Origin of the sequence: Leifsonia sp. ZF2019, from assembly GCF_019924635.1 — a bacterium.
Classification (GTDB): Bacteria; Actinomycetota; Actinomycetes; order Actinomycetales; family Microbacteriaceae; genus Leifsonia.
Map to the genome: position 1 here is coordinate 1,904,729 of NZ_CP065037.1, position 25,419 is coordinate 1,930,147.

At 71.5% G+C, this 25,419-nt stretch carries 19 protein-coding genes; 13 read left to right on the forward strand and 6 right to left on the reverse strand.

Annotation, left to right across the window (positions count from 1 at the left end; all coding sequences use genetic code 11):
* Positions 1 to 4 precede the first annotated feature (4 nt).
* Positions 5 to 2,578, forward strand: coding sequence for an alpha-glucan family phosphorylase (gene glgP, locus IT072_RS09400; RefSeq protein ID WP_223360692.1), 2,574 nt, complete (start codon positions 5 to 7; stop codon positions 2,576 to 2,578).
* A 77-nt stretch (positions 2,579 to 2,655) separates the two neighbouring features.
* Here glgP and IT072_RS09405 read toward each other — a convergent pair whose 3' ends face one another.
* The 3 genes from IT072_RS09405 to IT072_RS09415 are packed head-to-tail and all read right to left on the reverse strand — an operon-like array spanning position 2,656 to position 6,721.
* Positions 2,656 to 3,189: a hypothetical protein gene (locus IT072_RS09405; protein ID WP_223360693.1), complete on the reverse strand. Its 534-nt coding sequence runs from the start codon at positions 3,187 to 3,189 to the stop codon at positions 2,656 to 2,658.
* The gene (locus IT072_RS09410) at positions 3,186 to 5,204 is read right to left on the reverse strand and encodes a primary-amine oxidase (protein ID WP_223360694.1); all 2,019 of its coding nucleotides are present in this window, start codon (positions 5,202 to 5,204) and stop codon (positions 3,186 to 3,188) included. Before IT072_RS09410 ends, IT072_RS09405 begins: the two co-directional genes overlap by 4 nt.
* Before the next feature lie 14 nt (positions 5,205 to 5,218).
* A complete protein-coding gene (locus tag IT072_RS09415) occupies positions 5,219 to 6,721 on the reverse strand; it encodes an APC family permease (protein WP_223360695.1) in 1,503 nt (500 codons plus the stop codon).
* A gap of 198 nt (positions 6,722 to 6,919) precedes the next feature.
* On the opposite strand from IT072_RS09415, the gene IT072_RS09420 reads away from it, so the two are divergent.
* Entirely contained in the window at positions 6,920 to 8,419 is a 1,500-nt protein-coding gene (locus IT072_RS09420; RefSeq protein ID WP_223360696.1) for an APC family permease, read from the forward strand.
* Positions 8,416 to 9,090, forward strand: coding sequence for a helix-turn-helix domain-containing protein (locus IT072_RS09425; protein ID WP_223360697.1), 675 nt, complete (start codon positions 8,416 to 8,418; stop codon positions 9,088 to 9,090). The genes IT072_RS09420 and IT072_RS09425 overlap by 4 nt, the downstream gene beginning before the upstream one ends.
* An 18-nt stretch (positions 9,091 to 9,108) precedes the next feature.
* Here the strand turns inward: IT072_RS09425 and IT072_RS09430 are convergent, their stop codons facing one another.
* The 3 genes from IT072_RS09430 to glgX are packed head-to-tail and all read right to left on the reverse strand — an operon-like array spanning position 9,109 to position 12,178.
* Entirely contained in the window at positions 9,109 to 9,606 is a 498-nt protein-coding gene (locus tag IT072_RS09430; RefSeq protein WP_223360698.1) for a GNAT family N-acetyltransferase, read from the reverse strand.
* Positions 9,606 to 10,103 (reverse strand): Cys-tRNA(Pro) deacylase, encoded by a 498-nt coding sequence (ybaK, locus tag IT072_RS09435; protein WP_223360699.1) that lies wholly within the window; start codon positions 10,101 to 10,103, stop codon positions 9,606 to 9,608. Before ybaK ends, IT072_RS09430 begins: the two co-directional genes overlap by 1 nt.
* Positions 10,103 to 12,178, reverse strand: coding sequence for a glycogen debranching protein GlgX (gene glgX, locus IT072_RS09440; RefSeq protein WP_223360700.1), 2,076 nt, complete (start codon positions 12,176 to 12,178; stop codon positions 10,103 to 10,105). The genes ybaK and glgX overlap by 1 nt, the downstream gene beginning before the upstream one ends.
* Before the next feature lie 71 nt (positions 12,179 to 12,249).
* Here glgX and IT072_RS09445 point away from each other — a divergent pair, with 71 nt between their 5' ends.
* The 10 genes from IT072_RS09445 (at position 12,250) to IT072_RS09490 (ending at position 25,345) form a co-directional block, all read left to right on the forward strand.
* Positions 12,250 to 13,428, forward strand: a complete 1,179-nt coding sequence (locus IT072_RS09445) for a cysteine desulfurase family protein (protein ID WP_223360701.1) — start codon at positions 12,250 to 12,252, stop codon at positions 13,426 to 13,428.
* 157 nt (positions 13,429 to 13,585) lie between these two features.
* The gene (gene mnmA, locus IT072_RS09450; RefSeq protein ID WP_223360702.1) at positions 13,586 to 14,686 is read left to right on the forward strand and encodes a tRNA 2-thiouridine(34) synthase MnmA; all 1,101 of its coding nucleotides are present in this window, start codon (positions 13,586 to 13,588) and stop codon (positions 14,684 to 14,686) included.
* Positions 14,687 to 14,732: 46 nt separating this feature from the next.
* Positions 14,733 to 17,120 carry an NAD-dependent DNA ligase LigA gene (ligA, locus tag IT072_RS09455; RefSeq protein ID WP_223360703.1) on the forward strand — a complete coding sequence of 796 codons (2,388 nt, stop codon included), beginning with the start codon at positions 14,733 to 14,735 and terminating at the stop codon, positions 17,118 to 17,120.
* 231 nt (positions 17,121 to 17,351) lie between these two features.
* On the forward strand, positions 17,352 to 18,581 hold the full coding sequence (locus IT072_RS09460; RefSeq protein WP_223360704.1) for an alpha/beta hydrolase: 1,230 nt from the start codon (positions 17,352 to 17,354) through the stop codon (positions 18,579 to 18,581).
* Between the two features lie 27 nt (positions 18,582 to 18,608).
* Positions 18,609 to 20,360, forward strand: a complete 1,752-nt coding sequence (locus IT072_RS09465; protein WP_223360705.1) for an alkaline phosphatase family protein — start codon at positions 18,609 to 18,611, stop codon at positions 20,358 to 20,360.
* 62 nt (positions 20,361 to 20,422) lie between these two features.
* On the forward strand, positions 20,423 to 20,719 hold the full coding sequence (gene gatC / locus IT072_RS09470; RefSeq protein WP_223360706.1) for an Asp-tRNA(Asn)/Glu-tRNA(Gln) amidotransferase subunit GatC: 297 nt from the start codon (positions 20,423 to 20,425) through the stop codon (positions 20,717 to 20,719).
* Positions 20,720 to 20,721: 2 nt separating this feature from the next.
* Positions 20,722 to 22,269 carry an Asp-tRNA(Asn)/Glu-tRNA(Gln) amidotransferase subunit GatA gene (gene gatA, locus IT072_RS09475; RefSeq protein WP_223360707.1) on the forward strand — a complete coding sequence of 516 codons (1,548 nt, stop codon included), beginning with the start codon at positions 20,722 to 20,724 and terminating at the stop codon, positions 22,267 to 22,269.
* Positions 22,269 to 23,768: an Asp-tRNA(Asn)/Glu-tRNA(Gln) amidotransferase subunit GatB gene (gene gatB / locus IT072_RS09480; RefSeq protein WP_223360708.1), complete on the forward strand. Its 1,500-nt coding sequence runs from the start codon at positions 22,269 to 22,271 to the stop codon at positions 23,766 to 23,768. The genes gatA and gatB overlap by 1 nt, the downstream gene beginning before the upstream one ends.
* Positions 23,769 to 23,873: 105 nt before the next feature.
* The gene (locus IT072_RS09485) at positions 23,874 to 24,431 is read left to right on the forward strand and encodes a YbaK/EbsC family protein (RefSeq protein WP_223360709.1); all 558 of its coding nucleotides are present in this window, start codon (positions 23,874 to 23,876) and stop codon (positions 24,429 to 24,431) included.
* The gene (locus IT072_RS09490) at positions 24,428 to 25,345 is read left to right on the forward strand and encodes an oxygenase MpaB family protein (RefSeq protein WP_223360710.1); all 918 of its coding nucleotides are present in this window, start codon (positions 24,428 to 24,430) and stop codon (positions 25,343 to 25,345) included. The genes IT072_RS09485 and IT072_RS09490 overlap by 4 nt, the downstream gene beginning before the upstream one ends.
* Positions 25,346 to 25,419 lie beyond the last annotated feature (74 nt).

Genomic DNA, 25,419 nt, shown 5'->3' on the forward strand with positions numbered 1-25,419 from the left:
GCGAGTGAAGGCCATCCGTAGATTCACCGTCCGAGCCGTCCTGCCCGAGAACCTCTCCGCCCTGGAGGAGCTCGCGGGCAATCTCCGCTGGTCATGGCACGAGCCGACCAAGGAGCTGTTCGCCCGCATCTCGCCGGAGCTGTGGCACCAGGTGGAGCACGATCCCGTCGCGCTCCTCGGAGCCGTCGACCCGGGCCGCCTCGCCGAGCTGGCCGCGGATCCGGGCTACGTGGACTGGGCGAACCATGTCCGCGACGAGCTGCACGGGTATCTGAGCGAGCCGCGCTGGTACCAGTCCCTGGGGGAGCACACGCCGCGCACCATCGCGTATTTCTCTCCCGAGTTCGGCATCGCCGCGGCGCTGCCGCAGTACTCCGGCGGCCTGGGGATCCTCGCGGGAGACCACCTCAAGGCCGCGAGCGACCTGGGCGTCCCGCTGGTCGGCGTCGGCCTGTTCTACCGATCCGGCTACTTCGCCCAGGCGATCTCGCCCGACGGCTGGCAGCAGGAGAGCTACCCCTCCCTCGACCCGGACGGGCTGCCCCTGAGCGTGCTGCGCACCCCGGACGGCACCCCCGTCGAGGTCTCGCTCGCGCTCCCGGACGGCGTGCTGCACGCGCGCGTCTGGCAGGCGGCGGTGGGCCGGGTACGGCTCCTGCTGCTCGACACGGACATCCCGGAGAACGAGGAGCGCCTGCGGTCGGTGACCGACCGCCTGTACGGCGGCGGCGGCGAGCACCGCCTCCTGCAGGAGCTGCTGCTCGGCATCGGCGGCGTGCGGGCGATCGAGGCGTGGGCGGAGCTCACGGGTGCTCCGGCCGCCGAGGTGTTCCACACGAACGAGGGCCACGCCGGCTTCCTCGGCCTCGAGCGGATCGCCAACCTGATCGGCGAGGGATTGAGCTTCGACGAGGCGCTGCAGGTGGTGCGCGCCGGAACGGTGTTCACCACCCACACGCCCGTGCCGGCCGGCATCGACCGGTTCGACCGTCCGCTGGTCGAGCGGTACGTCTCCACGTCGCTGCTGCCGGGCGTCGACGCCGCCCAGGTGCTGGCGCTCGGCGCGGAGGACTACCCGGGCGGGTCACCCGACGTGTTCAACATGGCCGTCATGGGCCTGCGCCTCGGGCAGCACGCGAACGGGGTGTCCCGGCTCCACGGCGAGGTCAGCCGGCAGATGTTCAACGGGCTCTACCCGGGGTTCGACCCGCAGGAGGTGCCGATCGACTCGGTCACCAACGGCGTGCACGCCCCGACCTGGACGGACCCGATGCTCCGCGCGCTCGCGTTGGAGCGCCTCGGCACGGACGACACGGCCCACGCCGACTGGGCCGACTCCGGTGCCGTGGGCGACGCCGACCTCTGGTCGGTGCGCAACCGGATGCGCGAGCAGCTCGTGCAGGACGCCCGCCAGCGGCTGCAGGCCGCGTGGGAGGCGCAGAACCCCGGCGGGATCGCCCCGGCGTGGATGAACGACCTCCTCGACCCGAACGTGCTCACGATCGGATTCGCACGGCGCGTGCCGACCTACAAGCGGCTCACTCTGATGCTGCACGACCCCGAGCGGCTGAAGAACATCCTGCTGCACGCCGAGCGGCCGGTGCAGTTCGTGATCGCGGGCAAGTCGCACCCGGCCGACGACGAGGGCAAGCGGCTCATCCAGAAGCTGGTGCAGTTCGCCTCCGAGCCCGAGATCCGGGGCCGGATGGTGTTCCTGCCCGACTACGACATCGGAATGGCGCAGCTGCTCTACCCGGGAACCGACATCTGGCTGAACAACCCGCTGCGGCCGCTGGAGGCGTGCGGCACGTCGGGCATGAAGGCGGCGCTCAACGGGGCCCTCAACCTGTCCATTCTGGACGGCTGGTGGAACGAGTTCTACGACGGTGAGAACGGCTGGGCCATCCCCTCCGCCGACGCCGCGGGCGACGGCGCCGAGCGCGACGCGCTGGAGGCGGAGGCCATGTACGACCTCATCGAGCACCAGATCGCGCCGCGGTTCTACGACCGCGATGGCGACGGCGTGCCGACGGCGTGGGTGGCGCAGATCCGTCACACCCTCGCAACGCTCTCGCCCGCGCTGAGCGCCGAGCGGATGGTGCAGGAGTACGTGCAGCGGCTCTACCTCCCCGCGGCCGGGTACGAGGAGCGTCTGAGCGCCGACGGCTACGCCGCGGCACGCGGTCTCGCGGCGTGGAAGGACCGGGTCCGCGCGGCCTGGCCCGGTGTGAACGTGGCGCACGTGGACGCGGGCGGGGTCGACGCGGTGCCCCAGGTCGGCGACCAGCTGCACGTGCGCGCGCTCGTCCACCTGGGCGGACTGGCGCCGGAGGATGTGGAGGTGCAGGTCCTGTACGGCCGCAGCCATGAGGGCGACGACCTCACCGACGTGCAGCACCAGCGCCTGGAGCTCGACCACGGCGTGCCCGGCACGGACGACCCGGCGGTGGCGCGCGAGTACGTGGGCACCGTGACGCTGGGCCGGGCGGGCTCGTTCGGCTACACCGTCCGCGTGGTGCCGGTGAACGACCTCCTGCTCTCCCCGGCGGAGCTCGGACTGGTCGCCGTCGCCTCCTGACGCTACGTCGAGGTTCACGTCGTGGCGCCCATTCGGGAGGATTGAGCGCAACGACGTGAACCTCGGCAATGCGGGGGTCAGGCGAGGAGGGGGAGCGCCATGAGGGTGGTCGCCGCGGCGCCGAGTGCGGCCTCCGCGCGCGGCACCAACGGCAGCGGGCGGCGGAGCGCGACGACCGCCGAGGCCGCCGCGAACGCGAGTGCGGCGACGCCGAGCACGAGGAGGACCGGCAGGCCGTGGGAGGCGTGAGCCCCTCCCACGGCGCTGCCGGAGTGATGGGAGCCCGCGGTCGCGATCAGGCCCGCCATCAGCACGGCCTGGAGGGAGCGGTGCGCGGTCATCGTGCGGGACGGATGGGTCGGGCTCCCAGCCGGAGGCACGGCGCGCAGCCGGCCCTGCACGGCCGTCGCGAGCGCCACCAGCACGAGAGCCGCGGCCCAGACGATCGGTGCGAGCAGAGGCCGCGGCATCAGCATCGTGTCGGCCATCGCCGCGAGCATGGCCAGCATCCCGAGCCAGGCCAGCGGCGAGCGGCGGTCGGCTCCGCCGGCGACGCAGCATGCTCCCAGCGCCGCCGGGAGCATGCTGCCGAGGTGGAGCGCCTCGATCATCCGTGGTGCGCGTGGTCGCCGTGGCTGTGGTCGCCGTGCGTGTCGCCGCCGTGCGCGTGGTGTCCCGGGGCGCAGTGGGCCGGCTCCGCGGCGGGAACGTTGAGCGCGGGGTTGCGGCCGAAGAAGCCGTACGGCTTCAGGGTGAACTTCGCGTAGTCCACGGGCATGACCGGCCAGTCCTCGACGCGCGGGAAATGCGTGGGGCCGAACGTGTGCCAGAGCACGATGTCCTCGCCGTCGAGCGGGCGGTCCGCCGCCATGTACGCCGGGAGGCCGTCGCCGCCGGGGTTCTGGTTGACGAACTCGCCGGCGGGATAGCGCTCGTCGCTCGCGTACTGCGTCACCCACACCTGCTTGGTCGTGAACGCCGCCCGGGCGGTGACCGTCGCAGACGGGTCCGCCAGGAGGGTCGGGTTCTGCTCGGCGTGGAGCACGTACCCGGTGGGCTGCCCGAGGCGGTTCGTCTTCTCGGTGTTGACGATGTGCCAGGTGCGGCCGACGGAGGCGTCGGCGTCGCGGGCGCCTTCCGCCTCGCTGGCGATGCGCGTCGCTTTCTTCGTGAACGCGTTGCCGTACGGGTTCGTGGCGCTGATCGGCAGACGGACCGCGTCCACTTCATCGACCGCGTTGGCCAGGCCGTCCACCATCATGTCCAGGCGGGCCGAGAACAGGTGCTGGTGGTAGGGGGCCCCGAGGCCCGGGGCGACTTCGCTCGCCGTCGGCGACCCCTCGAGGTAGGCGGAGGTGAACAGGATGCCGGTGAGCTTCGCCTCGCACTCGATCGTGCCGTCGAGATAGAGGTACCAGTAGAAGCCGTAGTCGTAGTTGCCGACCGTGGTGAAGAACGAGATCACCAGGCGCCGCGACCGCCGCACCTCGTTGGCCGAGGTGAAGAGATCGGTGTGCTTCCACAGCGTCCCGTAGTCCTCCTCGTGCATGCAGATCGCGTTCTCGATGGTCTTGGGCCGCCCGAACTCGTCGGAGAGCACCGCGTCGAAGTACCGGATCTCGCCCAGGCAGTCGCATCCCAGCGTGAGGGAGTTCGCGAACCGTCCGAACAGGTATTCACCGGTGTCGAAGTAGTTCTGCCAGTACCGCGTGGGGGACGGATCGGCGTACGGCACGACCATCTCGGCGATCGAGGCGCGGTAGATCACGGGCCGCACCTCGCCGCCCTGGTCCGGGTCGGCGAAGGCGAGGTCGCGCAGGATGAGCCCCTCGCGGGCGTCGAAGCCGAGCGAGAACGACCAGTTCGCCCACGTGACGGTGTCGCCGTCGACGGAGAAGCTCGGCCCCTCCGGCTGCGTGATCGCGATCGGCTTCAGGGTGTCGAGCGGCGCGGGCCGCTCAGCCTCCAGGTGGAAGTTGCCCGGCTCGTCCGGAACCGGAAGCTCGACGGCGTCCACCACCTGGGTGACCTCGCGGGCGATCACATCGACGTAGGCGCAGAGGCCATCGACCGGGTGCGCCCACGGGTGGTCCTCCGCGTGGTCCATGCGGAAGGCGAAGACGCGGATGATCCGGCGCCCCTCCTCGCCCGGGATGTCGTACGAACCGGGGGAGAGCGGGGCGTAGACGACCTGCTCGGCGGTCAGGCCGCGCTTCTCGAGCGCCGCCAGCCAGGCGCCGTCGGCGACCAGGATCGCGCCGATCGCCTCGAACTCCTCCTCGAGGATCGGCACCTGGCCGCGGGATCCGTCGATGGGGACGAGGGCGACGACCTCCTCACGGGTCAGCGACACGGCCGCGTCGACGCCGGCACCGGTCGCCACGTCGAGCAGCAGGAGGCGGGCCTCGCGCTCGGGCGTCGGGGCCTCGCCGACGCGGGCGGCCAGCACGTCCGCCTTGTCGGGCTCCAGGAGGCCGACGTAGACGAAGCGCGTGGTGTCCGTCACCGCGCCGGCGTCGCGGAGGGTGCGCACGGCGGTCTCGATCTCGGGGGCGGTGAGGCTGGAGAGCGGGCCGGGCGCCGCCGTGTCGTCGGCGGGCAGAGTCAGGGGAAGCTCGGTGGTCATGGTACTCACGTCTCCTAGGCGCTGATGGTGTCGATGATGTTCTCGTAGGCGTCGCGTCTGCTGCGGCGCAGGACGAGGGCCTGCACCACGCCGATCACCGGGAAGGCGAGCATGGCGGCGAAGAAGACGATGGAGAGCGGGCCGAGCACCGGGGTGCCCTGCGCATCCACATCGCCGATGAGGAGGGGGAAGTTGTCGACGATGATGATCGTGACGCCGACGAGGCCGATCAGCCCGATCACGGGGGCGATCACCGTGCGCCAGAGGCCTGCGCCGGTCCTCTTCCGCGCGAAGTAGACGATCACCGCGAGGCAGGTCAGCGCCATCAGGACGACGATCGCCAGCGTCGCGATACCGCTGAACCAGGTGAACACCTGCAGCACCGGGTCGAGCCGGAAGAGCGCGAACACCACGAGCAGCACCGCCGCGGTCGCCGTCTGCACGAGCGACGAGACGTACGGAGACGCGTGCTTTCCGTGCACGCGGCCGATCCGGGCCGGGAACACCGCCGCATTCGACATCGAGTGCTGGTATCGCGTGACGACGTTGTGGAACGACAGGACGCAGGCGAACAGGCTCGTGATCAGCAGCACGTTGACGATCACGCCGCCCACCGAGCCGAGGTAGTGGATCGCGGTGTTGACGATGAAGCCGCCGGTGTCCTTCGCCACGACGTCGACGATCTGAGCGGGCCCCCACCCCATCACCAGCGACCACGACGCGAACGTGTAGAAGACACCGATCGCGATCACCGCGATGTACGTCGCCCGCGGGATGGTCTTCTCCGGCTCCTTCGCCTCGTCGCGGAAGATCGCCGTCGACTCGAACCCGATGAAGCCGGCCAGGGCGAACATCAGCCCGATGCCCGGCGAACCGGAGAGCACCGTGCTCGGCTCGAACGGCGCGAGCGACAGCCCGTCCGCTCCGCCGGTGCCGATGATCACCAGGCTCAGCACGACCACGATGCCGACCTCGGCGATGAGCAGCACCCCGAGCACACGGGAGCTCAGTTCGATGTGCCGGTATCCCAGTACGCCGACCAGAGCGACCATGGCCAGCGAGTAGACGTACCAGGGGATGTCCGGTCCGTGCAGCGCCACCACCGACGACTCGAGCGTCGCCCCGAGATAGCCGTACACCGCCACCTGCACCGTCGTGTAGGTCAGCAGCGCCAGATAGGCGGCCGCGAGACCGAGCGGCCGCCCCATCCCGTAGCCGACATAGGTGAAGAACGCGCCAGGGCGCGGGATGAACCGGCTCATCGCGCTCAGCCCCACCGCGAAGAAGAGCAGGATGATCGCACCGATCGCGAACATGCTGGGCACCCCGGCGCCGTTGCCGAGCAGCACGGCGACGGGGAAACCGCCGCCGATCACGGTGAGGGGAGCCGCCGCCGCGACCACCATGAACACGATCGAACCGACACCGAGCCGGCCCGAGAGCTGACGAGACGCACCCGCGCCGCGCACCGCGACCGGACCGCCCAGCAGAGCCTGCGGCTCCTGCGCTGCCGTCATGAGTTCCTCCTAGGGGGAGAGGGGATGGGGTCCCGCCAGTCTCGTCAGCGGGTGTTGCACCGCCGTTCCGCACGCGTGAAGAGTCGGCGCTCGCCGAATGGGATTCCCGGTGTCGCATTCGACGGTCACGTCGCCGTGACCCCGCGGAAACGCCGTCGCAACACACGGGTCGTAGCCTCGCGGGAAGAGGAGCATCCCGTGACAGCACAGCCCCCCGTGACGGCCTTGAGCCGGGCGATCGCCGATCCGCGACCGGTCGACGGCCTCCCTGCGCGCTCGCCGATGGCGGGGCTCGACCGCCGCAGCCTCGGGTTCGTCGACGTGCTCGCCCAGTCGGTCGGGGCCGTCGCGCCGTCGGCCGCTGCGGCGACCTGCCCGGTGCTGGTGGCGGCACGAGCCGGCTCCGGGACGCTCACCGCGTTCCTGCTCGCCGCCGTGCTGATGGCGCTGGTGGCGTACGCCGTCAACCAGTTCACCCGGCGCATGGCGGCGACCGGCTCGCTCTACACGTTCGCCGCGCGCGGGCTGGGTGTGCGTGCCGGGTTCGCCACCGGTGCGGCGATGCTCGTCGGCTACGGTTTCGTCGCCATGTTCGCCCTGCTGGGAGCGGCGTACTACTCGCTCATGCTGCTCGCGCACGCGTCTCCCGGCGTGTCCGGGTCGCGCCCGCTCGTGCTCGTGCTGCTGGTCGCGTTCGGCGCGCTCTGCCTGCTGGTGCTGTGGCGAGGCATCCGCCTGTCGACACGGGTCACCCTGGTGATCGAGCTGCTGGCGATCGCGGGCATCCTTGTCCTCATCGCCGTGCTGCTCGTGCGGGTGCCGGGCTCGTCGTTCTGGAGCGTCGCCGTGCCGCACGACGTCGGCCTCCCGCAGCTCGCCGCCGGGACGACGGTGGCCGTGACCGCGTTCGTGGGCTTCGAGAGCGCGGCGACGCTCGGGGTGGAGTCGCGGCGGCCGTTCGCGACCATCCCGCGCACCATCCGGTGGACCGTCATCGCGGCCGGCGTTCTCTACCTGCTCTCCGCGTACACGCAGCTCGCGGGTTTCGACGCGTTCGGCGGAGAGCTCGCGGCGAGCGACAGTCCGGTGAACGATCTGGCCGGGCGTGCGGGCGTGGAGTGGATCGGGCTGCTGCTCGACGCGGCGCTCGCCTGCTCCTTCCTCGCCTGCGCGCTCGCCTCGACGACGGCGTTCGCCCGGGTGCTGTTCTCCCTCGGGCGCGAAGGCATCGCGCCCGCCGCGCTCGGGCGCACGCACCGCAGGTTCCGTACGCCGCACGTCGCCCTCACCGTGGGGCTGGCGCTCGAGGTGGCGGTGCCCGCGGTGCTGGTGCTGGCCGGACTCGGCGCCTGGGAGGCGATGGGCGTCGTCGTGGTGTGCGCGGCGGCGGGCTACATGACCGCGTACGCGCTCGTCTGTGTCGCCACACCGTTCTTCCTGCGCCGGATCGGCGAGCTGACGGTCGCGCCCGCCGTGGCCGCGGGGATCGCCGCGCTCGGGCTCGTCGCGGCTCTCGGCACGGACCTCTGGCTCGAGGTCACCGGCACACGGCCGCTGGCCGTGCTCCTCCTCGCCGCGGTGGCTGCGCTCGCGCTCGCCCTCTACGCGGTCTGCCGGCGCAGGAGGCGGGAGGCGCTCGGCCGCATCGGCCTCTACGACGAGCCGACGACGGGGGACGTGCTCGGCGGGTCGGCATGAGCGCCATCCCCGAGCTGAGCGGGCGGCAGCCCGGCGCGGTGCACAGCGCCCTCGCCGTGCTGGAGGAGGTCGCGCACTCCGGCCCGGGGATCACGGCCCAGCAGATCTCGGTCCGGCTCGGGCTGCCGCGGGCGACGGCGTATCGGCTGCTCAACCTCCTGGTGCAGGACGAGTACCTCGTGCGCATGCCCGACCTGCGCGGTTTCGCGCTCGGCCGCAAGGTGGCCGAGCTGGCGGACGTCGCCCAGGCCCAGGATGCGGCCGCTACGGCCCGCGCGGCCGTCACCGAGCTGCGCTCGCGCATCCGCGGCGGGGTCCACCTGGCGGTGTATCGCGAGGGGCGCGTCGTGCCCGTCGACGTCGACCCGGACTTCCCGCTCTCCGACCCGCGCCGCATCGGCGCCGACCTCAGCGTCTCCGCGCTCGGACGCCTGCTCCTGGCGGAGCAGGCGGCGCGCACCGTGCCGTCCCCGACCCGTTACACGACGCAGGAGGGGGAGCTCACCCCGGGATTCGGCTGTCTCGCGGTCCCGGTGCGCGGCGGCGACGAGCGCCTCATCGCCGGACTCGCGCTCGCGCTCCCCGCCGCCCGACTGGCCGACCGCGACGGGCTGGTGTCGCTGGTGGCCGACACCGCGGTGCGGCTGGGCCCGTTGCTGCAGCGGGTCTGAGAGCGGCGGGAGAAGGGATCAGGCGGTGCGCAGGAGGCGCACGACTTCGACAGCCGTCGCGCCGATCGTCTCGACCTTCGTCGAGCCGTCGGAACGGAATCCGTTGCGCGCATAGAACGTACGGGCGCGCGGGTTGTCGGCCATCACCCACAGGTAGGCGTCCGCGCTGCCGATCGCCGCGTCGAGAAGGCGCTGGCCGGCCCCGGATCCGTACACGCTCGCGAGGGTGTACAGCCCTTCGAGCTCGAGCGGCACCGGGGCGTCGGCGTCCCGCCCCGTTCCGGTGCTCGCCCAGCCGACGATCGCGCCGCCGGACTCCGCGACCTGAACGCCCGTCGTCCCGGACGCGATGAGGGTGGCCCAGGAGGTCGCACGGCGGTCCGTGTCGAGCGCTGCGAGGTACTCCGCGGGCACCTGCCGGGCGTACGCCTCCCGCCACGCGGTGACGTGCACGTGCGCGATCCCCGGCGCGTCGGCCACCGTCGCCGGGCGCACCTCGATCGTCCGCCCTGCCATCAGGCCTCCTTCGCGATCGCCGCGTAGGCGCCGTCCGTCGCCGTCAGCAGTGCGGCGGGGGTGAGCTCGATGTCGAGACCGCGTCGCCCGCCCGAGACGAACACGGTGTCGAACAGCTGCGCCGTCTCGTCGACGACCGTGACGTGCCGCGTCTTCTGGCCGATCGGGCTGATCCCGCCCACGACGTATCCGGTGCGGCGTTCGGCGACCGCCGGGTCCGCCATCGCCGCGCGTTTGGCTCCCACGGCCGCAGCCAGGGCCTTCAGGTCGAGCAATCCCGTGACCGGGACCACGCCGACGACGAGCCCGAGCTCGGTGTCGGCGAGGAGCGTCTTGAACACGCGCTCCGGTTCCACGCCCAGAGCCTCCGCCGCCTCCGACCCGTATGACGGAGCGGCCGGATCGTGGGTGTAAGGGTGCACCGCGAACGGCAGCCCGGCCGCGCCGAGCGCCACCGTGGCGGGAGTCCCGGCCGTCGCCGCCTTCGCCTTCGCCATCAGTCCGCCGGCCGATCGTCGCGCGGCCCGTTGGCACGGAACAGCTGCATCGAGGTCCCGCCGACGAGACGCTTCGACCCCGGCGGGAGGAGAGCCGGATCCTCCGGGATCGGCACCTCCGTCGCGCTGTCCCAGAGCAGCTGGTACGACTCGACGCCGGGGGCGACCGGGAGCGACACCTCCACGTCGTCCTCCACCCCGTGCACGATGAGCAGCACGCGGTTGAACTCCTCCTTGTCCGGCGTTGACGCCACCAGGTACTGCAGCGTGCGGTTCTCGGGGGAGTTCCAGTCCACGTCGTCCATCCCGCTGCCGGAGGCGTCGAACCAGTCCATGTGGCTGGCGTTCGGAGTGGTCTGGCCGTAGACGGCGTACCGGCTCGGGCGCAGCGCCGGGTTGCTGCGCCGCAGCTCCAGCAGACGCTTCGTGGTCTCCTCGAACTCACGCTGCTCGCGCGTGCGCAGCCAGCTCAACCAGGTGAGCTCGCTGTCGTGGCAGTAGGCGTTGTTGTTGCCGCGTTGGGTGCGGCCGTACTCGTCGCCGGCCGCGATCATCGGGACCCCGGCCGACAGCAGGAGCGTCCCCATCAGATTGCGCATGGCCTTGTGCCGGTCGAGCAGCACCTGCTCGTCGACGGTGGGCCCCTCGACGCCGTGGTTGAACGACCGGTTGTTGTCGGTGCCGTCACGGTTGTCCTCGCCGTTGCCGAGGTTGTGCTTGACGTCGTAGGCCGTCAGATCCGCCATCGTGAAGCCGTCGTGCGCCGTGACGAAGTTCACCGACGCGAGCGGTCCCCGCTCCGGGGAGAAGGTGTTCGACGACCCGGCGAGACGCGTCGCGAACCCGCCGATGCCGACGGGGGCCTGCCCGTTGCGTCGCGCCTCGGCGATATCGGCCAGCCAGAAATTGCGCACCCGATCGCGGTAGCGGTCGTTCCACTCCGACCATCCGTCCGGGAAGTTGCCCGTCTGCCAGCCGCCGAGCCCCACGTCCCACGGCTCCGCGATCAGCGTGACGCCCTGCAGAGCCGGATCGCTCAGCGCCGCCTGCAGCAGAGGATGCTCGCGTGAGTACGACGCATCCGCACCGCGTCCGAGAGTGGCGGCGAGATCGAACCGGAAACCGTCGATCTGCATCTCTTCCGCCCAGTACCGGAGCGAATCGAGCACCAGCCGCTGGGGGACCGGGTCGCCGAAGTCCACCGTGTTGCCGCAGCCCGTCACGTCGATGTACACACCCTGGTCGTCCTGCCGGTAGTACGTCGCGTTGTCGATGCCGCGGAAGCTCGTACGCGGACCGCCGATGCCCTCCTCGGCGGTGTGGTTGTACACGACATCGAGGATCACCTCGATCCCGGCCAGATGCAGCAGCTTGACCATGCCCTTGAACTCGGCCAGCACGGCCTCGGGCCCGGCCGCCTGCGCCGCACGGGAGGCGTACGCCGCGTGCGGACTGAAGAAGTTCAGGGTGTTGTACCCCCAGTAGTTCGTGAGCCCCTGCTGCTGCAGCCGCTGCTCCGACACGAACGCGTGCACGGGAAGCAGCTCGACCGCGGTCACCCCCAGGTCGCGCAGATAGCCGATGGACGACTCGTGCGCGAGCCCGGCATAGGTCCCCCGCAGCTCCTCGGGCACCGCCGGGTTGAGCTTGCTGAACCCGCGCACGTGCGTCTCGTAGACCACCGTGTGGTCCAGCGGCGTCCCCGGCTTGCGCGCCTCGCCCCAGTCGAATCCGTCCTCGATCACCACGCCGCGCCAGCTGTCCGATCCGGCGCGCACCAGCGACCGTGCATACGGGTCGAGCAGCAGCGTCTCCGGATTGAACACGTTCTGCGGAGACGCCGGCCCCGACACGCGCACGGCGTATCGGCTGCCGACCGTCAGCGACCTCGAGCGCACCGACCACACCCCGTGCGCATCCCTGGTCATCGGCCGCGTCTTCACCAGCCAGTTCGGGTCGCGCTCATCGAACAGGCACAGCTCCATCGCGTCGGCGTGCTCGGAGAACACACGCAGCTCGCCGCCGTGCGGCCCGACACGGACACCCAGATTGCGCAGGGGATCGGTGGAGGTCATGCGATCTAGAGTAGTGAGTGACGCGACGCGCACCCGCCCGCGCGTCGCCCCAGCGAACCGAGGAGGGCCCGGTGCCGGTCTATCTCGACCACGCCGCCACGACCCCCATGCGCCCCGAGGCCATCGCCGCCTACGCCGACGCGATGGGCGTCGTCGGCAACCCCTCCAGCATCCACAGCCAAGGCCAGCAGGCCAAACGGATGCTCGAGGAGGCGCGCGAGACCGTGGCGGCGACCCTCGGCTGCGACGCCATCGAGGTCGTCTTCACCTCCGGTGGCACCGAGTCCGTCAACCTCGCGATCAAAGGCCTCTATTGGGCACGCAACACGGGCCGGTCGCGCCCGCGCATCCTCGTCCCCGGAGGCGAGCACCACGCGACCACGGAAGCCGTCGAATGGCTGGAGCGCGCCGAAGGGGCCACGCCCTCCTGGCTCGGGCTCGACGACGAGGGCCGCATCCTCCCCGGCCCGATCGACGATCCGGACACGACGGCCCTCCTCACCTTCCTCGCCGTCAACAACGAGGTCGGCACCGTGCAGCCCGTGGCGGCGCTTGCCGCAGCGGCGCGGGAGGCGGGTGTGCCCGTCCACGTCGACGCCGTCGCCGCGTACGGGCATCTGCCGATCGACTTCGCCGGGCTCAGCATCGACGCGCTCAGCGTGTCCGCCCACAAGATCGGCGGCCCGGGCGGCATCGGAGCCCTGGTCCTGAGCCGGACCTCCACCGTCGTGCCGCTGATCCACGGCGGCGGCCAGCAGCGCCAGGTGCGCAGCGGAACGCAGGATGTCGCGGCCGCTGTCGCCTTCGCCGTCGCGGCCCGGGCGGTCGAGCGCGAGCGCGTCGCCGAGACCGCGCGGCTCGCGGCGTTGCGTGACCGCCTGATCGCGGGGGTGCGCGCCGCCGTGCCGGAGGCCGTCCTCAGCGGCCCGCGGCCGGAGTCGGGGGAGCGCGTGGCGGGCAACGCCCACTTCGTCTTCCCGGGGGCGCAGGGGGATTCGCTGCTGTTCCTGCTCGACATGGCCGGGCTCTCCGTCTCGACCGGGTCCGCGTGCACCGCGGGCATCCCCGAGCCCTCCCACGTGCTCCTGGCCATGGGGCGCGACGAGCGCGATGCCCGCAGCGCCCTGCGCTTCACGCTGGGTCGCACCTCGACGGACGCCGACGTCGACGCCCTGCTCGCGGCTCTGCCCGGCGCGTACGCCCAGGCCGCCCGTGCCGGCCACGCGACCCGCGCCCCCCGCCTCCCCTGAGCACGCCCCCTCCCTCCCTCCCTCCCTCCCTCCCTCCCTCCCTCCCTCCCTTCCGACAGGGGTCGCGTTCTGCCGGAATACGCCGGCCTTTCCGGCCGGATGAGACCCCTCTGCCTGCCTCGGGCGACGCGCAGGCCGGGCGGCGTAGACTCTTCGGGTGAAAGTTCTGGCAGCGATGAGCGGGGGAGTGGACTCCGCCGTGGCGGCGGCGCGCGCGGTGGAGGCCGGTCACGACGTGGTCGGTGTGCACCTGGCGCTCAGCCGGATGCCGGGGACACTCCGCACCGGCAGCCGCGGGTGCTGCACCATCGAGGACTCGATGGACGCGCAGCGCGCTGCGAACATCATCGGGATCCCGTACTACGTGTGGGACTTCTCCGAGCGCTTCAAGCTCGACGTCGTCGACGACTTCATCGCCGAGTACGCCGCGGGCCGCACGCCGAACCCCTGCATGCGCTGCAACGAGCGCATCAAGTTCGCCGCGCTGCTCGAGAAGGCGCTCGACCTCGGGTTCGACGCCGTGTGCACCGGGCACTACGCGGCCGTCGTCACCGACGAGCACGGCAATCGCGAGCTGCACCGCGCGAGCGCGTGGGCGAAGGACCAGTCGTACGTGCTCGGCGTGCTCACCGCCGACCAGCTGGCCCACGCGATGTTCCCCCTCGGAGCCACCCCGTCGAAGGCGGAGGTGCGCGCCGAGGCGGAGGCCCGCGGGCTCAGCGTCGCCAACAAGCCCGACTCGCACGACATCTGCTTCATCCCCGACGGCGACACGCGCGGCTGGCTCGCCGAGCGCGTGGGCGCCGAGCAGGGCGAGATTCTCGACCGCGACGGCAACAGGCTGGGCACGCACGAGGGAGCGCACGCGTTCACCGTGGGGCAGCGCAAGGGCCTGAACATCGGCTACCCGTCGCCGGACGGGCGACCCCGGTTCGTGCTCGAGGTGCGCCCGAAGGACAACACCGTCGTCGTCGGCCCGAAGGAGGCCCTCGACATCGCGGAGATCGCGGGATCGCGCTTCACCTGGGCGGGCCTCCCGCCCGCCGACCCCGGCACGCCCTTCGACTGCGACGTGCAGATCCGAGCCCACGCCGATCCCGTTCCGGCGCGTGCGTGGGTCGCCGGGGGCGAGTTCGTCGTGCGTCCGCTGATCCCGCTGGACGGCGTCGCGCCGGGCCAGACCGCCGTGGTCTACGTCGGCACGCGCGTGCTGGGCCAGACGACGATCGACCGCACGGTCTCCGCCGTCCCCGCTTGAGCGGGAGGCTCGATCGCTGTCGGCGGTCCTCTCTAGAATCGTCAGGGTGAGCGACACCTCTGAGACGAGTGACACCCCCGTCGACCGTGAGCCGGTCGAGTTCGATGGGCTCGATTTCGCTGCGGCGCGGGCCGAGGCGGAGCGGCTGGCCGAGCGCATCGAGGGGGCGCGCGTCGCGTACTACGGCGACGGCGATTCGGCGCTCTCCGACGCCGAGTACGACGCCGACTTCCACCGGCTCGAGGCCATCGAGCGCGCCTTCCCCGAGCTCGCCGGGCAGGACAGCCCCACACAGCAGGTCGGCGCGACCGTCGCCTCCGTCGGCTTCCCCGAGCACGAGCACGCCGAGCGGATGCTCAGCCTCGACAACGTCTTCTCGATCGACGAGTTCCGCGAGTGGGCCGCCAAGACCGCGGCTGCGGCCGGCCGGCCGGTGCGCTGGTTGACCGAGCTCAAGATCGACGGTCTCGCGATCAGCCTCGCCTACCGCGACGGGGTGCTCGAGACCGCGACGACCCGCGGTGACGGCCGGGTCGGCGAGGACATCACGGAGAACGTCGAGTGGATCCCCGCGATCCCGCGCCGCCTGACGGGCTCCGGCTTCCCGCCCTTCTTCGAGGTGCGGGGCGAGGTGTTCCTCGCGACGGCCGACTTCGAGGCGCTGAACGAGCGTCAGCGCGCCCTGCAGACCGCCTTCGAGGCCGAGGAGCGCGCCAAGGGCCGACCGGAGGACAGGATCAAGACGCGGTACCCGGAGTTCGCGAATGCGCGCAACACGGCGGCGGGCAGCCTCCGCCAACGTCGCGAGAACAAGAGCCCCTTCGAACTGGAGCTGATGCGCGAGCGCCTCGGCCGTCTCTCGCTCTACCTGCACGGGATCGGCGCCTGGCAGCATCCCGGCGTCGTCGCGCAGTCGGAGATCTACGACCTGATCGCCGGCTGGGGCCTCCCCGTCTCGCCGCACTCGCGCGTGTTCGACACCGTCGACGACGTCGCCGGGTACATCGCCGACCGCGGAGAGCACCGGCACGACGTCGAGCACGAGATCGACGGGATCGTGGTCAAGGTGGACGAGCTGGAGCTGCACGTCGAGCTCGGCGCGACCAGCCGGGCGCCGCGGTGGGCGATCGCGTACAAATACCCGCCCGAGGAGGTGCACACCACGCTGCTCGACATCGTCGTCGGCGTCGGCCGCACCGGTCGCGCGACGCCGTATGCCGTGATGGAGCCGGTCAAGGTCGCCGGCTCGACGGTGCGCCAGGCGACTCTCCACAACCAGCAGGTCGTGCGGGCGAAGGGCGTGATGATCGGCGACACCGTCGTGCTGCGCAAGGCGGGAGACGTCATCCCCGAGATCCTCGGCGCCGTCGAGCAGCTGCGCGACGGCACGCAGGTCGAGTGGCACATGCCGGAGGTCTGCCCGGAGTGCGGCACTCCGCTGCGGCCGATGAAGGAGGGCGACATCGACCTCCGCTGTCCGAACGCGCAGTCGTGCCCCGCCCAGGTGCGCGGTCGGGTCGAGCACATCGGGTCCCGGGGCGGCCTCGACATCGAGGCGCTGGGTGAGGTCACGGCGGCAGCGCTCACGCAGCCGGTCGTCCCGGCCACTCCGCCGCTGGTGACCGAGGCCCGGCTGTTCGATCTCGACATCGACGAACTCGTGCCCGTCGAGGTGCTCGTCCGTGACTCCGAGACCGGTGAGGTCAAGCTCGACGAAGCCACCGGCGAGCCGATCCGGCGGTCCCCCTTCCAGCGTCTCGGGGCGAAGACCTATCCGCCCGGCACGGAGGAGCTCGACCCGGCCGAGCGCCGTCGGCTCGGCATCCGCAAGGACTACCAGCCCGTTCTGCCGTCGGAGGCCGCGACGAAGCTGCTCGCCGAGCTCGAGCGCGCCAAGACCAAGCCGCTCTGGCGCCTCCTCGTCTCCCTCAACATCCGGCACGTCGGCCCGGTCGCCGCACGCGCGCTCGCCGACTACTTCGGCTCGCTCGACGCGATCCGCGCGGCGACGCGGGAGGAGCTGGCGCAGGTCGACGGAGTGGGCGGCATCATCGCCGACGCCGTCATCGACTGGTTCGGCGTCGACTGGCACGTCGATATCGTCGACCGGTGGACGCGCGCCGGTGTGCAGTTCGCCACCCCGGGCCACCCGGGGCCGGGCGCGGCGGCCGAGGCCGGTGGTGTGCTCGCCGGGCTCACGGTCGTCGCCACCGGCTCGCTCGACGGGTACACGCGCGAGGGGGCCCAGGAGGCGATCATCGCGGCGGGCGGCAAGGCGGCGTCGAGCGTCTCGAAGAAGACCGATTTCGTCGCCGCGGGGCCGGGAGCGGGGTCGAAACTCGCGAAGGCCGAGGAGCTCGGATTGCGCGTGCTCGACGCCGCGCAGTTCCGGATCCTCGTCGAAAAGGGTCCGGACGCGCTCGAAACCGTGTGAATCGGTCAGCCAAAGCGCGGACAGGATTTCAAGTCTCCCCCTGAATCGGGGGTAGAACGTCCTGCCGACGTCCATGTTTTCCCCGATAGCATCGAAGAGTGCGCTCACCCGGTGCGCACTGCAAGGGCTTAGCTCGCTCGCTCTCGGAGGGACCCGGACGGAGTGCTGGTCGGCTTTGCAGCTGTCTCTATCGTTACCTCGGCAGTCTCGGGACTGACCGGGGCCTTCGTCGTGCCCGCAGACAGCGCGCCCGTCTCCGCCGTCTCGACCGTTGCAGCCGTCTCCGCGGCCGGCGTCACCTCCGGTTCCTCCGCGTCGGGCCAGACCGCTGCCGCCGCGGCGGCGAGCACATTCGGCCGCCTCGCCGATGTCAGTGCATCCGCCCTCCCGGCCTACCTGTCCGGCCATCGGGCGGAGATCGACAAGCTCATCTCGGATCCTCCCGCCGCGAGCGACGTCAGCCGCGTCTGGTCCCTGCTCGACAGCAAGCAGCAGGCCGTGCTGCTCTCCGAGACGCCGCACCTCGTCGGCAACCTGGAGGGCGTGCCGTACAGCGTCCGCGGTAAGGCGAACGCGCTCGACCTCTCGCGCACGATCGCGACCGCCACAGCCGACCTCAAGACGGAGCGCGGCAAGACGGAGCGGCTGGCCCTGCAGCGTCAGCTGACCACGCTCGGCAATGTGAAGACGGCGCTGGCGAAGAAGGGCGGTGTGAAGCGCACGCTCGTCTCGCTGGACACCTCCGAGAACGCGAAGGCGGCGATCGTCGTCGGCGACCTCAGCACCGCGAAGTACGTCAGTGTCCTGGTTCCCGGGATGTACATGTCGGTCGGGGAGCAGATCGAGGCGTGGGCGGAGGTCGCGCAGGACCTCCACGATCAGGAGACCGGCTTCCTCAAGCGCCTCCAGGGCCCGCGGGCCGGGTCGACCGTCCCGGGTGTCGCGGTCGTCGCGTGGATCGGCTACCAGACGCCCGTGCTCACGAACATCGGCGGGCTGGAGCTCGCACAGCAGGGCGCCGACAGCCTGGAGCGCACGCTCGAGGGCATCACGAGCCTCCGGGCGGCCGACCCGCCGTACCTCAGCGTGTTCGCCCACTCGTACGGGTCGACGGCCGCGCTGCTCGCGCTCGAGCGCGGCACGGTCGAGGTGGACGCGCTGGCGCTGATGGGTTCGCCCGGGAGCGACGCGCAGTCCGTGAAGGATCTGTCGGTGCGCGACGGCAATGTCTTCGTCGGCGAGGCGCCGATGGACCCGATCGTCGACAGCGCGTTCTTCGGCAGCGACCCCGGATCGTCGTCGTACGGCGCGAAGCGGATGGGCGTCTCCGGTGCCGTCGACCCCCTGACGCATCGCACCCTGGCCGGATCCAGCGGTCACAACGAGTACTTCACGGCGGGGACGGAGTGCATGCGCAACCTCGCGATGATCGGGATCGATCAGGGCCGCCTCGTGCTCTGAGCGATCCGTGCCCGCATAATGGACGGGATGGGATCGGACGACGAGCAGCAGGAGAGGCGCGGGTCGTCGCGCCGCGACTTCCTCAAAGGTGCGGGGCTGGTGGCGGCGGGGGCCGTTGCCGGCGGCGCCGGGGGAGCGGCGGCCGGAGCAGCGTACGCGTCCCGCGCCGTGCCGGGCGAGGCGCCGCGTGCGGAGCCGGGCGAGGAGTTTCCACCGCTGCCGCCCCGGGCGAAGCCGGGCTTCGACCATCTCGTGGTGCTGATGTACGAGAACCGCTCGTTCGACAACCTCCTGGGCTGGCTCTACGACGAGAAGACCCTGCCGGAGGGCAAGCGCTTCGACGGGCTGGCGTTCGGCGAGTACAGCAACCCGGATCCGAACGGCGGTCCGGACATCCCGGTGCACGCCTACGACGGCACCACCGACTTCGTGATGCGGCAGCCGTCCCCGGACCCGGGCGAGGTCTATCCGCACGTCAACACCCAGCTGTTCGGCATCGTCGACCCGCCGTCGAACGCCGACGCGCTGGTGAAGGACATGCAGCCGCCCTACAACGCGCCGCAGCCGGGCCAGAGGCCGACGATGTCCGGCTTCGTGAAGGACTACATCGGAGTGCTGCGCAAAGACACCGGGCAGGAGCCGGGCGTCGACGACTACCGGCGCATCATGGGCGCTTTCACGCCCGACATGCTCCCCGTCTTCTCGACGCTCGCCCGGCAGTTCGCCGTGTACGACGACTGGCATTGCGCCGTGCCGTCGCAGACGTTCTGCAACCGCTCCTTCTTCCACGCCTCCACCTCCCACGGCTACGTCGACAACGGCGGCGACGGCGGGCTCCGCAAGTGGTTCGATCCCGCCAACGACGCGCCGACGATCTTCAACCGGCTGGAGGAGGCAGGGCGTACCTGGCGGGTCTACTACGACGACCGTCAGCTGATCTCGCTCACCGGCTTCATCCACGCCCCGGCGCTCGAGCCGTACTGGCGGACCAATTTCCGCACGATGTCCCACTTCTACAAGGACGTGGCGGAGGGCACCCTGCCCGACTACGCGTTCGTCGAGCCGCGGCTGCTGTACGACCACAACGACATGCATCCGCCGGGCGGCCCGATGACGGAGGAGGACGTCGCGGGCGGCATCGTCGTCGGCGGCGCCATCTCCGACGTGCGTGCGGGCGATCTGCTGCTGCACAACGTGTACTCGGCCATCCGTTCCTCGCGCAGTGCGAAAGGCTCCAACGCGCTCAACACGATGCTGCTGGTCACGTTCGACGAGCACGGCGGCACGTACGACCACGTTCCTCCCGGGCCGGCGACCCCGCCCGACCAGACCGGACCGGGCGAGAACGGCTTCATGTTCGACCGGCTCGGACTGCGCGTCCCCGCCATCGCGATCTCCGCGTACACCGAGCGCGGGTCCATCCTCCACGAGGAGATGCACCACGCGGCCGTGATCGCGACGCTGTGCGAGAAGTACGGGCTCGATAATCTGACCGAGCGCGACCGCGGCGCCCGCACGCTCCGCGACGCCGTCAATCTGTCGACTCCGCGCCAGCCCGGCACCTGGCCGGACACGCACCCGCAGTACCTGCCGTCGAATCCGGAGTCGGACGCCCCGCAGCCGGGTGACCAGGACCGTCCGCTGAGCCCGCCGGGGGTGGGGCTGGTCGGGCTGCTGACGGCGCGCTACGGTCAGCCGGGGGACGGCATCCCGGTCACCTACCAGGAGGCCTACGACGCCGTGCACCGTCTCGGCCTCGGGCTCTTCGGCGAGCAATAGAATCGATACGGGCCGCCGGGCGCACCCGCGGCACCTCACCACACCGATACTCACGGAGACGCATGTCTGAAATCAGCGCAGAACAAGTCGCGCACCTGGCGAACCTCGCCAGGATCGACCTCAGCCAGGAAGAGATCGAGAGCCTCACGAACGAGCTCGGCCAGATCGTGGAGTCGGTCGCCAAGGTGCAGGAGGTCGCCGGGCCGGACGTGCCCGCGACGAGTCACCCGCTGCCTCTGACCAACGTGTTCCGCCGCGACGAGGTCGCGCCCTCGCTGACGGTCGACCAGGCGCTCTCCGGCGCCCCCGCACGCGACGGCGACCGCTTCAAGGTCGCCGCCATCCTGGACGAGGAGTGACCGTGACGGATCTGACCCGGCTCAGCGCCGCCGCCCTGGCCGACCTGCTCACGGCGCGGGAGGTCTCGTCCGTCGAGGCGACGCGCGCGCACCTCGACCGCATCGAGGCCGTCGATGCGGACGTGCACGCCTACCTGCACGTCGCAGGGGAGAAAGCGCTCCGCACCGCCGCCGAGATCGATGGCCGTCGCGCGTCCGGCGACGCCCTCGGGCCGCTCGCCGGTGTGCCGGTCGCGATCAAGGATGTGCTCGCCACCAACGACATGCCGTCGACCTCCGGCTCGAAGATCCTCGAGGGCTGGCTGCCGCCGTACGACGCCACCGTGGTCCGCAAGCTGCGCGAGGCCGACCTGGTTCCGCTCGGCAAGACGAACATGGACGAGTTCGCGATGGGCTCCTCCACCGAGCACTCGGCGTACGGCCCGACCCGCAACCCCTGGGATCTCGAGCGGATCCCGGGCGGATCGGGTGGAGGCTCGGCCGCGGCCGTGGCCGCCTTCGAGGCGCCGTTCGCCCTGGGCTCCGACACGGGAGGCTCGATCCGCCAGCCCGCCGCGGTGACCGGCTCGGTGGGCGTCAAGCCGACCTATGGCGGCGTCAGCCGCTACGGCGCGATCGCGCTGGCGAGCTCGCTCGACCAGGTCGGCCCGGTCTCGCGCACCGTGCTCGACGCCGGTCTGCTGCACGACGTCATCGCCGGGCACGACCCGCTCGACTCCACGTCGCTCACCGACACCTGGCCGTCCATGGCCGCCGCAGCGCGCGCGGGCCTGGCGGACGGCGCCCTGCGCGGCGTGCGCGTCGGCGTCATCACGGAGCTCGCCGGCGAGGGCTTCCAGCCCGGCGTCAAGCAGCGCTTCGACGAGGCGGTCGCGCTCCTGGAGGGTGCCGGCGCCGAGGTCGTCGAGGTGAGCGCCCCGAGCTTCGAGTACGCCGTCGCCGCGTACTATCTCATCCTCCCGGCCGAGGCGTCCAGCAACCTGGCGCGCTTCGACTCCGTGCGCTTCGGCCTCCGTGTCGACCCGCAGGAGGGCCCGGTCACCGTCGAGCGCGTCATGTCCGCCACTCGCGAGGCCGGCTTCGGCCCCGAGGTCAAGCGCCGTATCATCCTCGGCACGTATGCCCTCAGCGCGGGATACTACGACGCCTACTACGGCAGCGCGCAGAAGGTCCGCACGCTGATCCAGCGCGACTTCTCCGCCGCGTTCGAGAAGGTCGACGTGCTCGTCAGCCCGAGCGCCCCGACGACGGCCTTCAAGCTGGGCGAGAAGCTGGCCGACCCGATGGCGATGTACCTCAACGACATCACCACCATCCCGGCCAACCTCGCCGGCGTCCCCGGGATGGGGCTGCCGATCGGTCTCGCGCCGGAGGACGGCCTCCCGGTGGGTATGCAGCTGATGGCGCCGGCCCGTGCCGATGCGCGGCTCTACACGATCGGAGCCGCGCTCGAGCGGCTGCTGGAGCAGAAGTGGGGGCGCACCCTGCTGAGCCAGGCGCCGGACCTGGCCGCCACCGAGATGTTCGCGAGCGAAGAGGGAGCCGTCTGATGGCCGGAACGGAACTGATGGACTTCGACAAAGCCCTCGAGCTGTTCGAGCCGGTGCTCGGCTTCGAGGTGCACGTCGAACTGAACACCAAGACGAAGATGTTCTGCGGCTGCGCGAACGAGTTCGGCTCGGGCGCCAACACCAACACCTGCCCGACGTGCCTCGGGTTGCCCGGCGGACTGCCGCAGGTGAACGAGAAGGCGATCGAGTCGAGCATCCGTCTCGGTCTCGCCCTCGGCTGCGACATCGCCGAGTCGAGCCGCTTCGCGCGCAAGAACTACTTCTACCCGGACACGGCGAAGAACTTCCAGACGTCGCAGTACGACGAGCCGATCGCCCATGACGGGTCGGTCACCATCGAGCTCGAGTCGGGCCGCGAGGTCACGGTGCTCATCGAGCGCGCGCACATGGAGGAGGACGCCGGCAAGCTCACGCACGTCGGCGGAGCCACCGGACGCATCCAGGGCGCCGACTATTCGCTGGTCGACTACAACCGCGGCGGAGTGCCGCTGGTCGAGATCGTCACGCGGATGATCGAGGGCGCCGAGCACGACGCCCCCGAGATCGGCCGCACCTACGTGCGGGCCATCCGCGACATCGTGAAGGCGCTCGGCGTCTCGAACGCGCGCATGGAGGAGGGCAACGTGCGCTGCGACGCCAATGTGTCGCTCCGCCGCCGCGGCTCCGACCAGCTGGGCACGCGCACCGAGACCAAGAACGTCAACTCCCTGCGTTCCGTCGAGCGCGCGGTGCGCTACGAGATCCAGCGCCAGGCGGCGATCCTGGAGGCCGGTGGCACGATCACGCAAGAGACGCGCCACTGGCACGAGGACACGGGCACCACCAGCGCCGGCCGCCCCAAGAGCGACGCCGACGACTACCGGTACTTCCCCGAGCCGGATCTGGTCCCCGTGGCTCCGAGCCGCGAGTGGGTCGAGGAGCTGCGCGGCACCCTGCCCGAGCAGCCTGCGGCCCGCCGCAAGCGTCTCGCGGCCGACTGGGGCTTCACCGCTCTGGAGTTCCAGGACGTGGAGAACGCCGACCTGCTCGACGAGGTCGAGGCGACCGTCGCCGCGGGTGCGACCGCGGCGGCTGCGCGCAAGTGGTGGACCGGCGAGATCGCCCGTCTGGCGAACGCGTCGAACGTCCCGGCGGGAACGCTGGTGAGCCCGGAGCACGTCGCCGAGCTGGCCGGCCTCGTCGAGGCGGGAACGCTCACCGACCGCCTCGCGCGCCAGGTGCTGGAGGGTGTGGTCGCCGGCGAGGGCCGGCCGCAGGAGGTCGTGGACGCCCGCGGACTCGCGGTCGTCTCCGACGACGGCGCGCTCATCGCGGCGATCGACGAGGCGCTGGCCGCTCAGCCGGACGTGCTCGCGAAGATCCGCGACGGCAAGGTGCAGGCCGCCGGCGCCGTCATCGGCGCGGTCATGAAGGCCATGAAAGGCCAGGCCGACGCCGCCCGCGTGCGTGAGCTCGTCCTGGAGCGCTCCGCGCAGTAGGAGGCACGGACCATACCGGCGGAGCCCCGCACGCGCCCAGGTGTGCGGGGCTCCGCCGTGCCCGGCTCAGGGACAGTGCGCAGGTTCGGGCGGCAGAGTGGGCGCATGGGCGTCTTCACTCTGGGTGGGTTGACCTCGGTCCCCGCCGCCTCACGCACCGACCTGCTCGCACCCGCCGTTCTCGACGCGCTGACGGTGCGCGGCCTGCTCGACGACGTGGGAGTGGTCGAGATCGACCCCGGCGTCTCCGACACCGCCGCCACCCGGGAGCGATTCGGCCTGGATGCGGCGACGCTCGCCAATTGCGTGGTCGTCGGCGGCAGACGCGAAGGGGCCGAGCGCATCGCGGCGTGCGTCGTCCTGTCGACGACCCGCGCCGACGTCAACGGCACGGTGAAGCGTCTGCTCGACGTGCGCAAGGCGTCCTTCCTGCCGATGGACCGCGCTGTCGAGCTGACCGGGATGGAGTACGGCGGGATCACCCCCATCGGGCTGCCGGCCGACTGGCCGGTGCTCGTCGACGCGCGCGTCGGGCGGGCGGATGTCGTGATCGTGGGGTCGGGCGTCCGCCGGTCGAAGATCCTCGTGCCCGGACGGCTGCTCGCCGCGCTGCCGCAGGCACGGATCGTCGACGGGCTCGGGACGGAGATCCCGGCAGCATGAGCGGCTTCCTCGCTCCGGTGCGATCGCGCCTGGTCGAGACGCTCGCGGGCCGTTCCGATGTCGTCCCTGAATGGATCCTCCGGCTGGAGGACGGCGACGACGCCGGCTACTTCGGTCCCGGCAGCGCCGCTTGGGTGGTGCACGGCGGGATGCCGACGCTGGTCGCCGGCATCCGCGCGTTGCTGCTGCAAGCCCTCCACCTCGGGGCGCTCGCGGGGGTGCGGGAGTTCTCCCGCTATCGCGAGGATCCGCTCGGCCGGCTGGCCGGGACGATCCGATGGATCCACACCGTGACCTACGGCAGCACCGGGCAGGCGATCGCCGGGTCCGAGATGGTGCGGTCGCTGCACCGCCGCGTGGCGGGCACCTTCGTCGACGGTCACGGCATCACGCGGCCCTATTCGGCCGAGGACCCCGAACTGGCCCGGTGGGTCCACCTGGCCTTCACCGACGCCTTCCTGACCGCGCACGAGAGGTGGGGCGGACCCATCCCGGGCGGCGCCGACGGCTATGTCGCAGAGTGGACGCGCGCCGCCCGGTTGATGGGCGTGGACGACGCGCCGGGCACGGCGGCCGGCCTGCGCTCGGCCATCGGCGCCGTGACGGAGGCGGGCGACCTGCGCGGAGGACCCGAGGTGGACGAGATCGTCCGCTTCATCCGCCGTCCTCCGGTGCGGCGCCTGCTCCGCCCGTCGTACCGGGTGCTGTTCCGTGCCGCCGTCTCGACGCTGGAGCCGCGTCACCGGCAGCTCCTCGGCTTCCCGGAGCGACCCTCCGAGCGCCTGCTCCCGCTCGATCGGGCGACGGCTGCGGTGCTGCGCGGGGCGGGCGGCCTCCTCGGTCCGCAGACCCAGGCGGAGCTCGCCGCCCGCCGCCGTCTGAGCAGACTGTCAGAAGATCGCGGCGACGCGTAGCGACCCGTCGGCTCCGAACGGAGTTACGCTGTCTCCTGCGCCCGCTCGGAGGTGAGCGGACCTCATGTACCGGA

Coding starts and splice junctions, on each gene's coding strand:
- IT072_RS09465 (WP_223360705.1), top strand. CDS start 18,609: ATGGGATCGGACGACGAGCAGCAGGAGAGGCGCGGGTCGTCGCGCCGC.
- IT072_RS09425 (WP_223360697.1), top strand. CDS start 8,416: ATGAGCGCCATCCCCGAGCTGAGCGGGCGGCAGCCCGGCGCGGTGCAC.
- ybaK (WP_223360699.1), bottom strand. CDS start 10,103: ATGGCGAAGGCGAAGGCGGCGACGGCCGGGACTCCCGCCACGGTGGCG.
- gatC (WP_223360706.1), top strand. CDS start 20,423: ATGTCTGAAATCAGCGCAGAACAAGTCGCGCACCTGGCGAACCTCGCC.
- IT072_RS09430 (WP_223360698.1), bottom strand. CDS start 9,606: ATGGCAGGGCGGACGATCGAGGTGCGCCCGGCGACGGTGGCCGACGCG.
- IT072_RS09490 (WP_223360710.1), top strand. CDS start 24,428: ATGAGCGGCTTCCTCGCTCCGGTGCGATCGCGCCTGGTCGAGACGCTC.
- IT072_RS09485 (WP_223360709.1), top strand. CDS start 23,874: ATGGGCGTCTTCACTCTGGGTGGGTTGACCTCGGTCCCCGCCGCCTCA.
- IT072_RS09410 (WP_223360694.1), bottom strand. CDS start 5,204: ATGACCACCGAGCTTCCCCTGACTCTGCCCGCCGACGACACGGCGGCG.
- gatB (WP_223360708.1), top strand. CDS start 22,269: ATGGCCGGAACGGAACTGATGGACTTCGACAAAGCCCTCGAGCTGTTC.
- IT072_RS09405 (WP_223360693.1), bottom strand. CDS start 3,189: ATGATCGAGGCGCTCCACCTCGGCAGCATGCTCCCGGCGGCGCTGGGA.
- IT072_RS09415 (WP_223360695.1), bottom strand. CDS start 6,721: ATGACGGCAGCGCAGGAGCCGCAGGCTCTGCTGGGCGGTCCGGTCGCG.
- glgX (WP_223360700.1), bottom strand. CDS start 12,178: ATGACCTCCACCGATCCCCTGCGCAATCTGGGTGTCCGTGTCGGGCCG.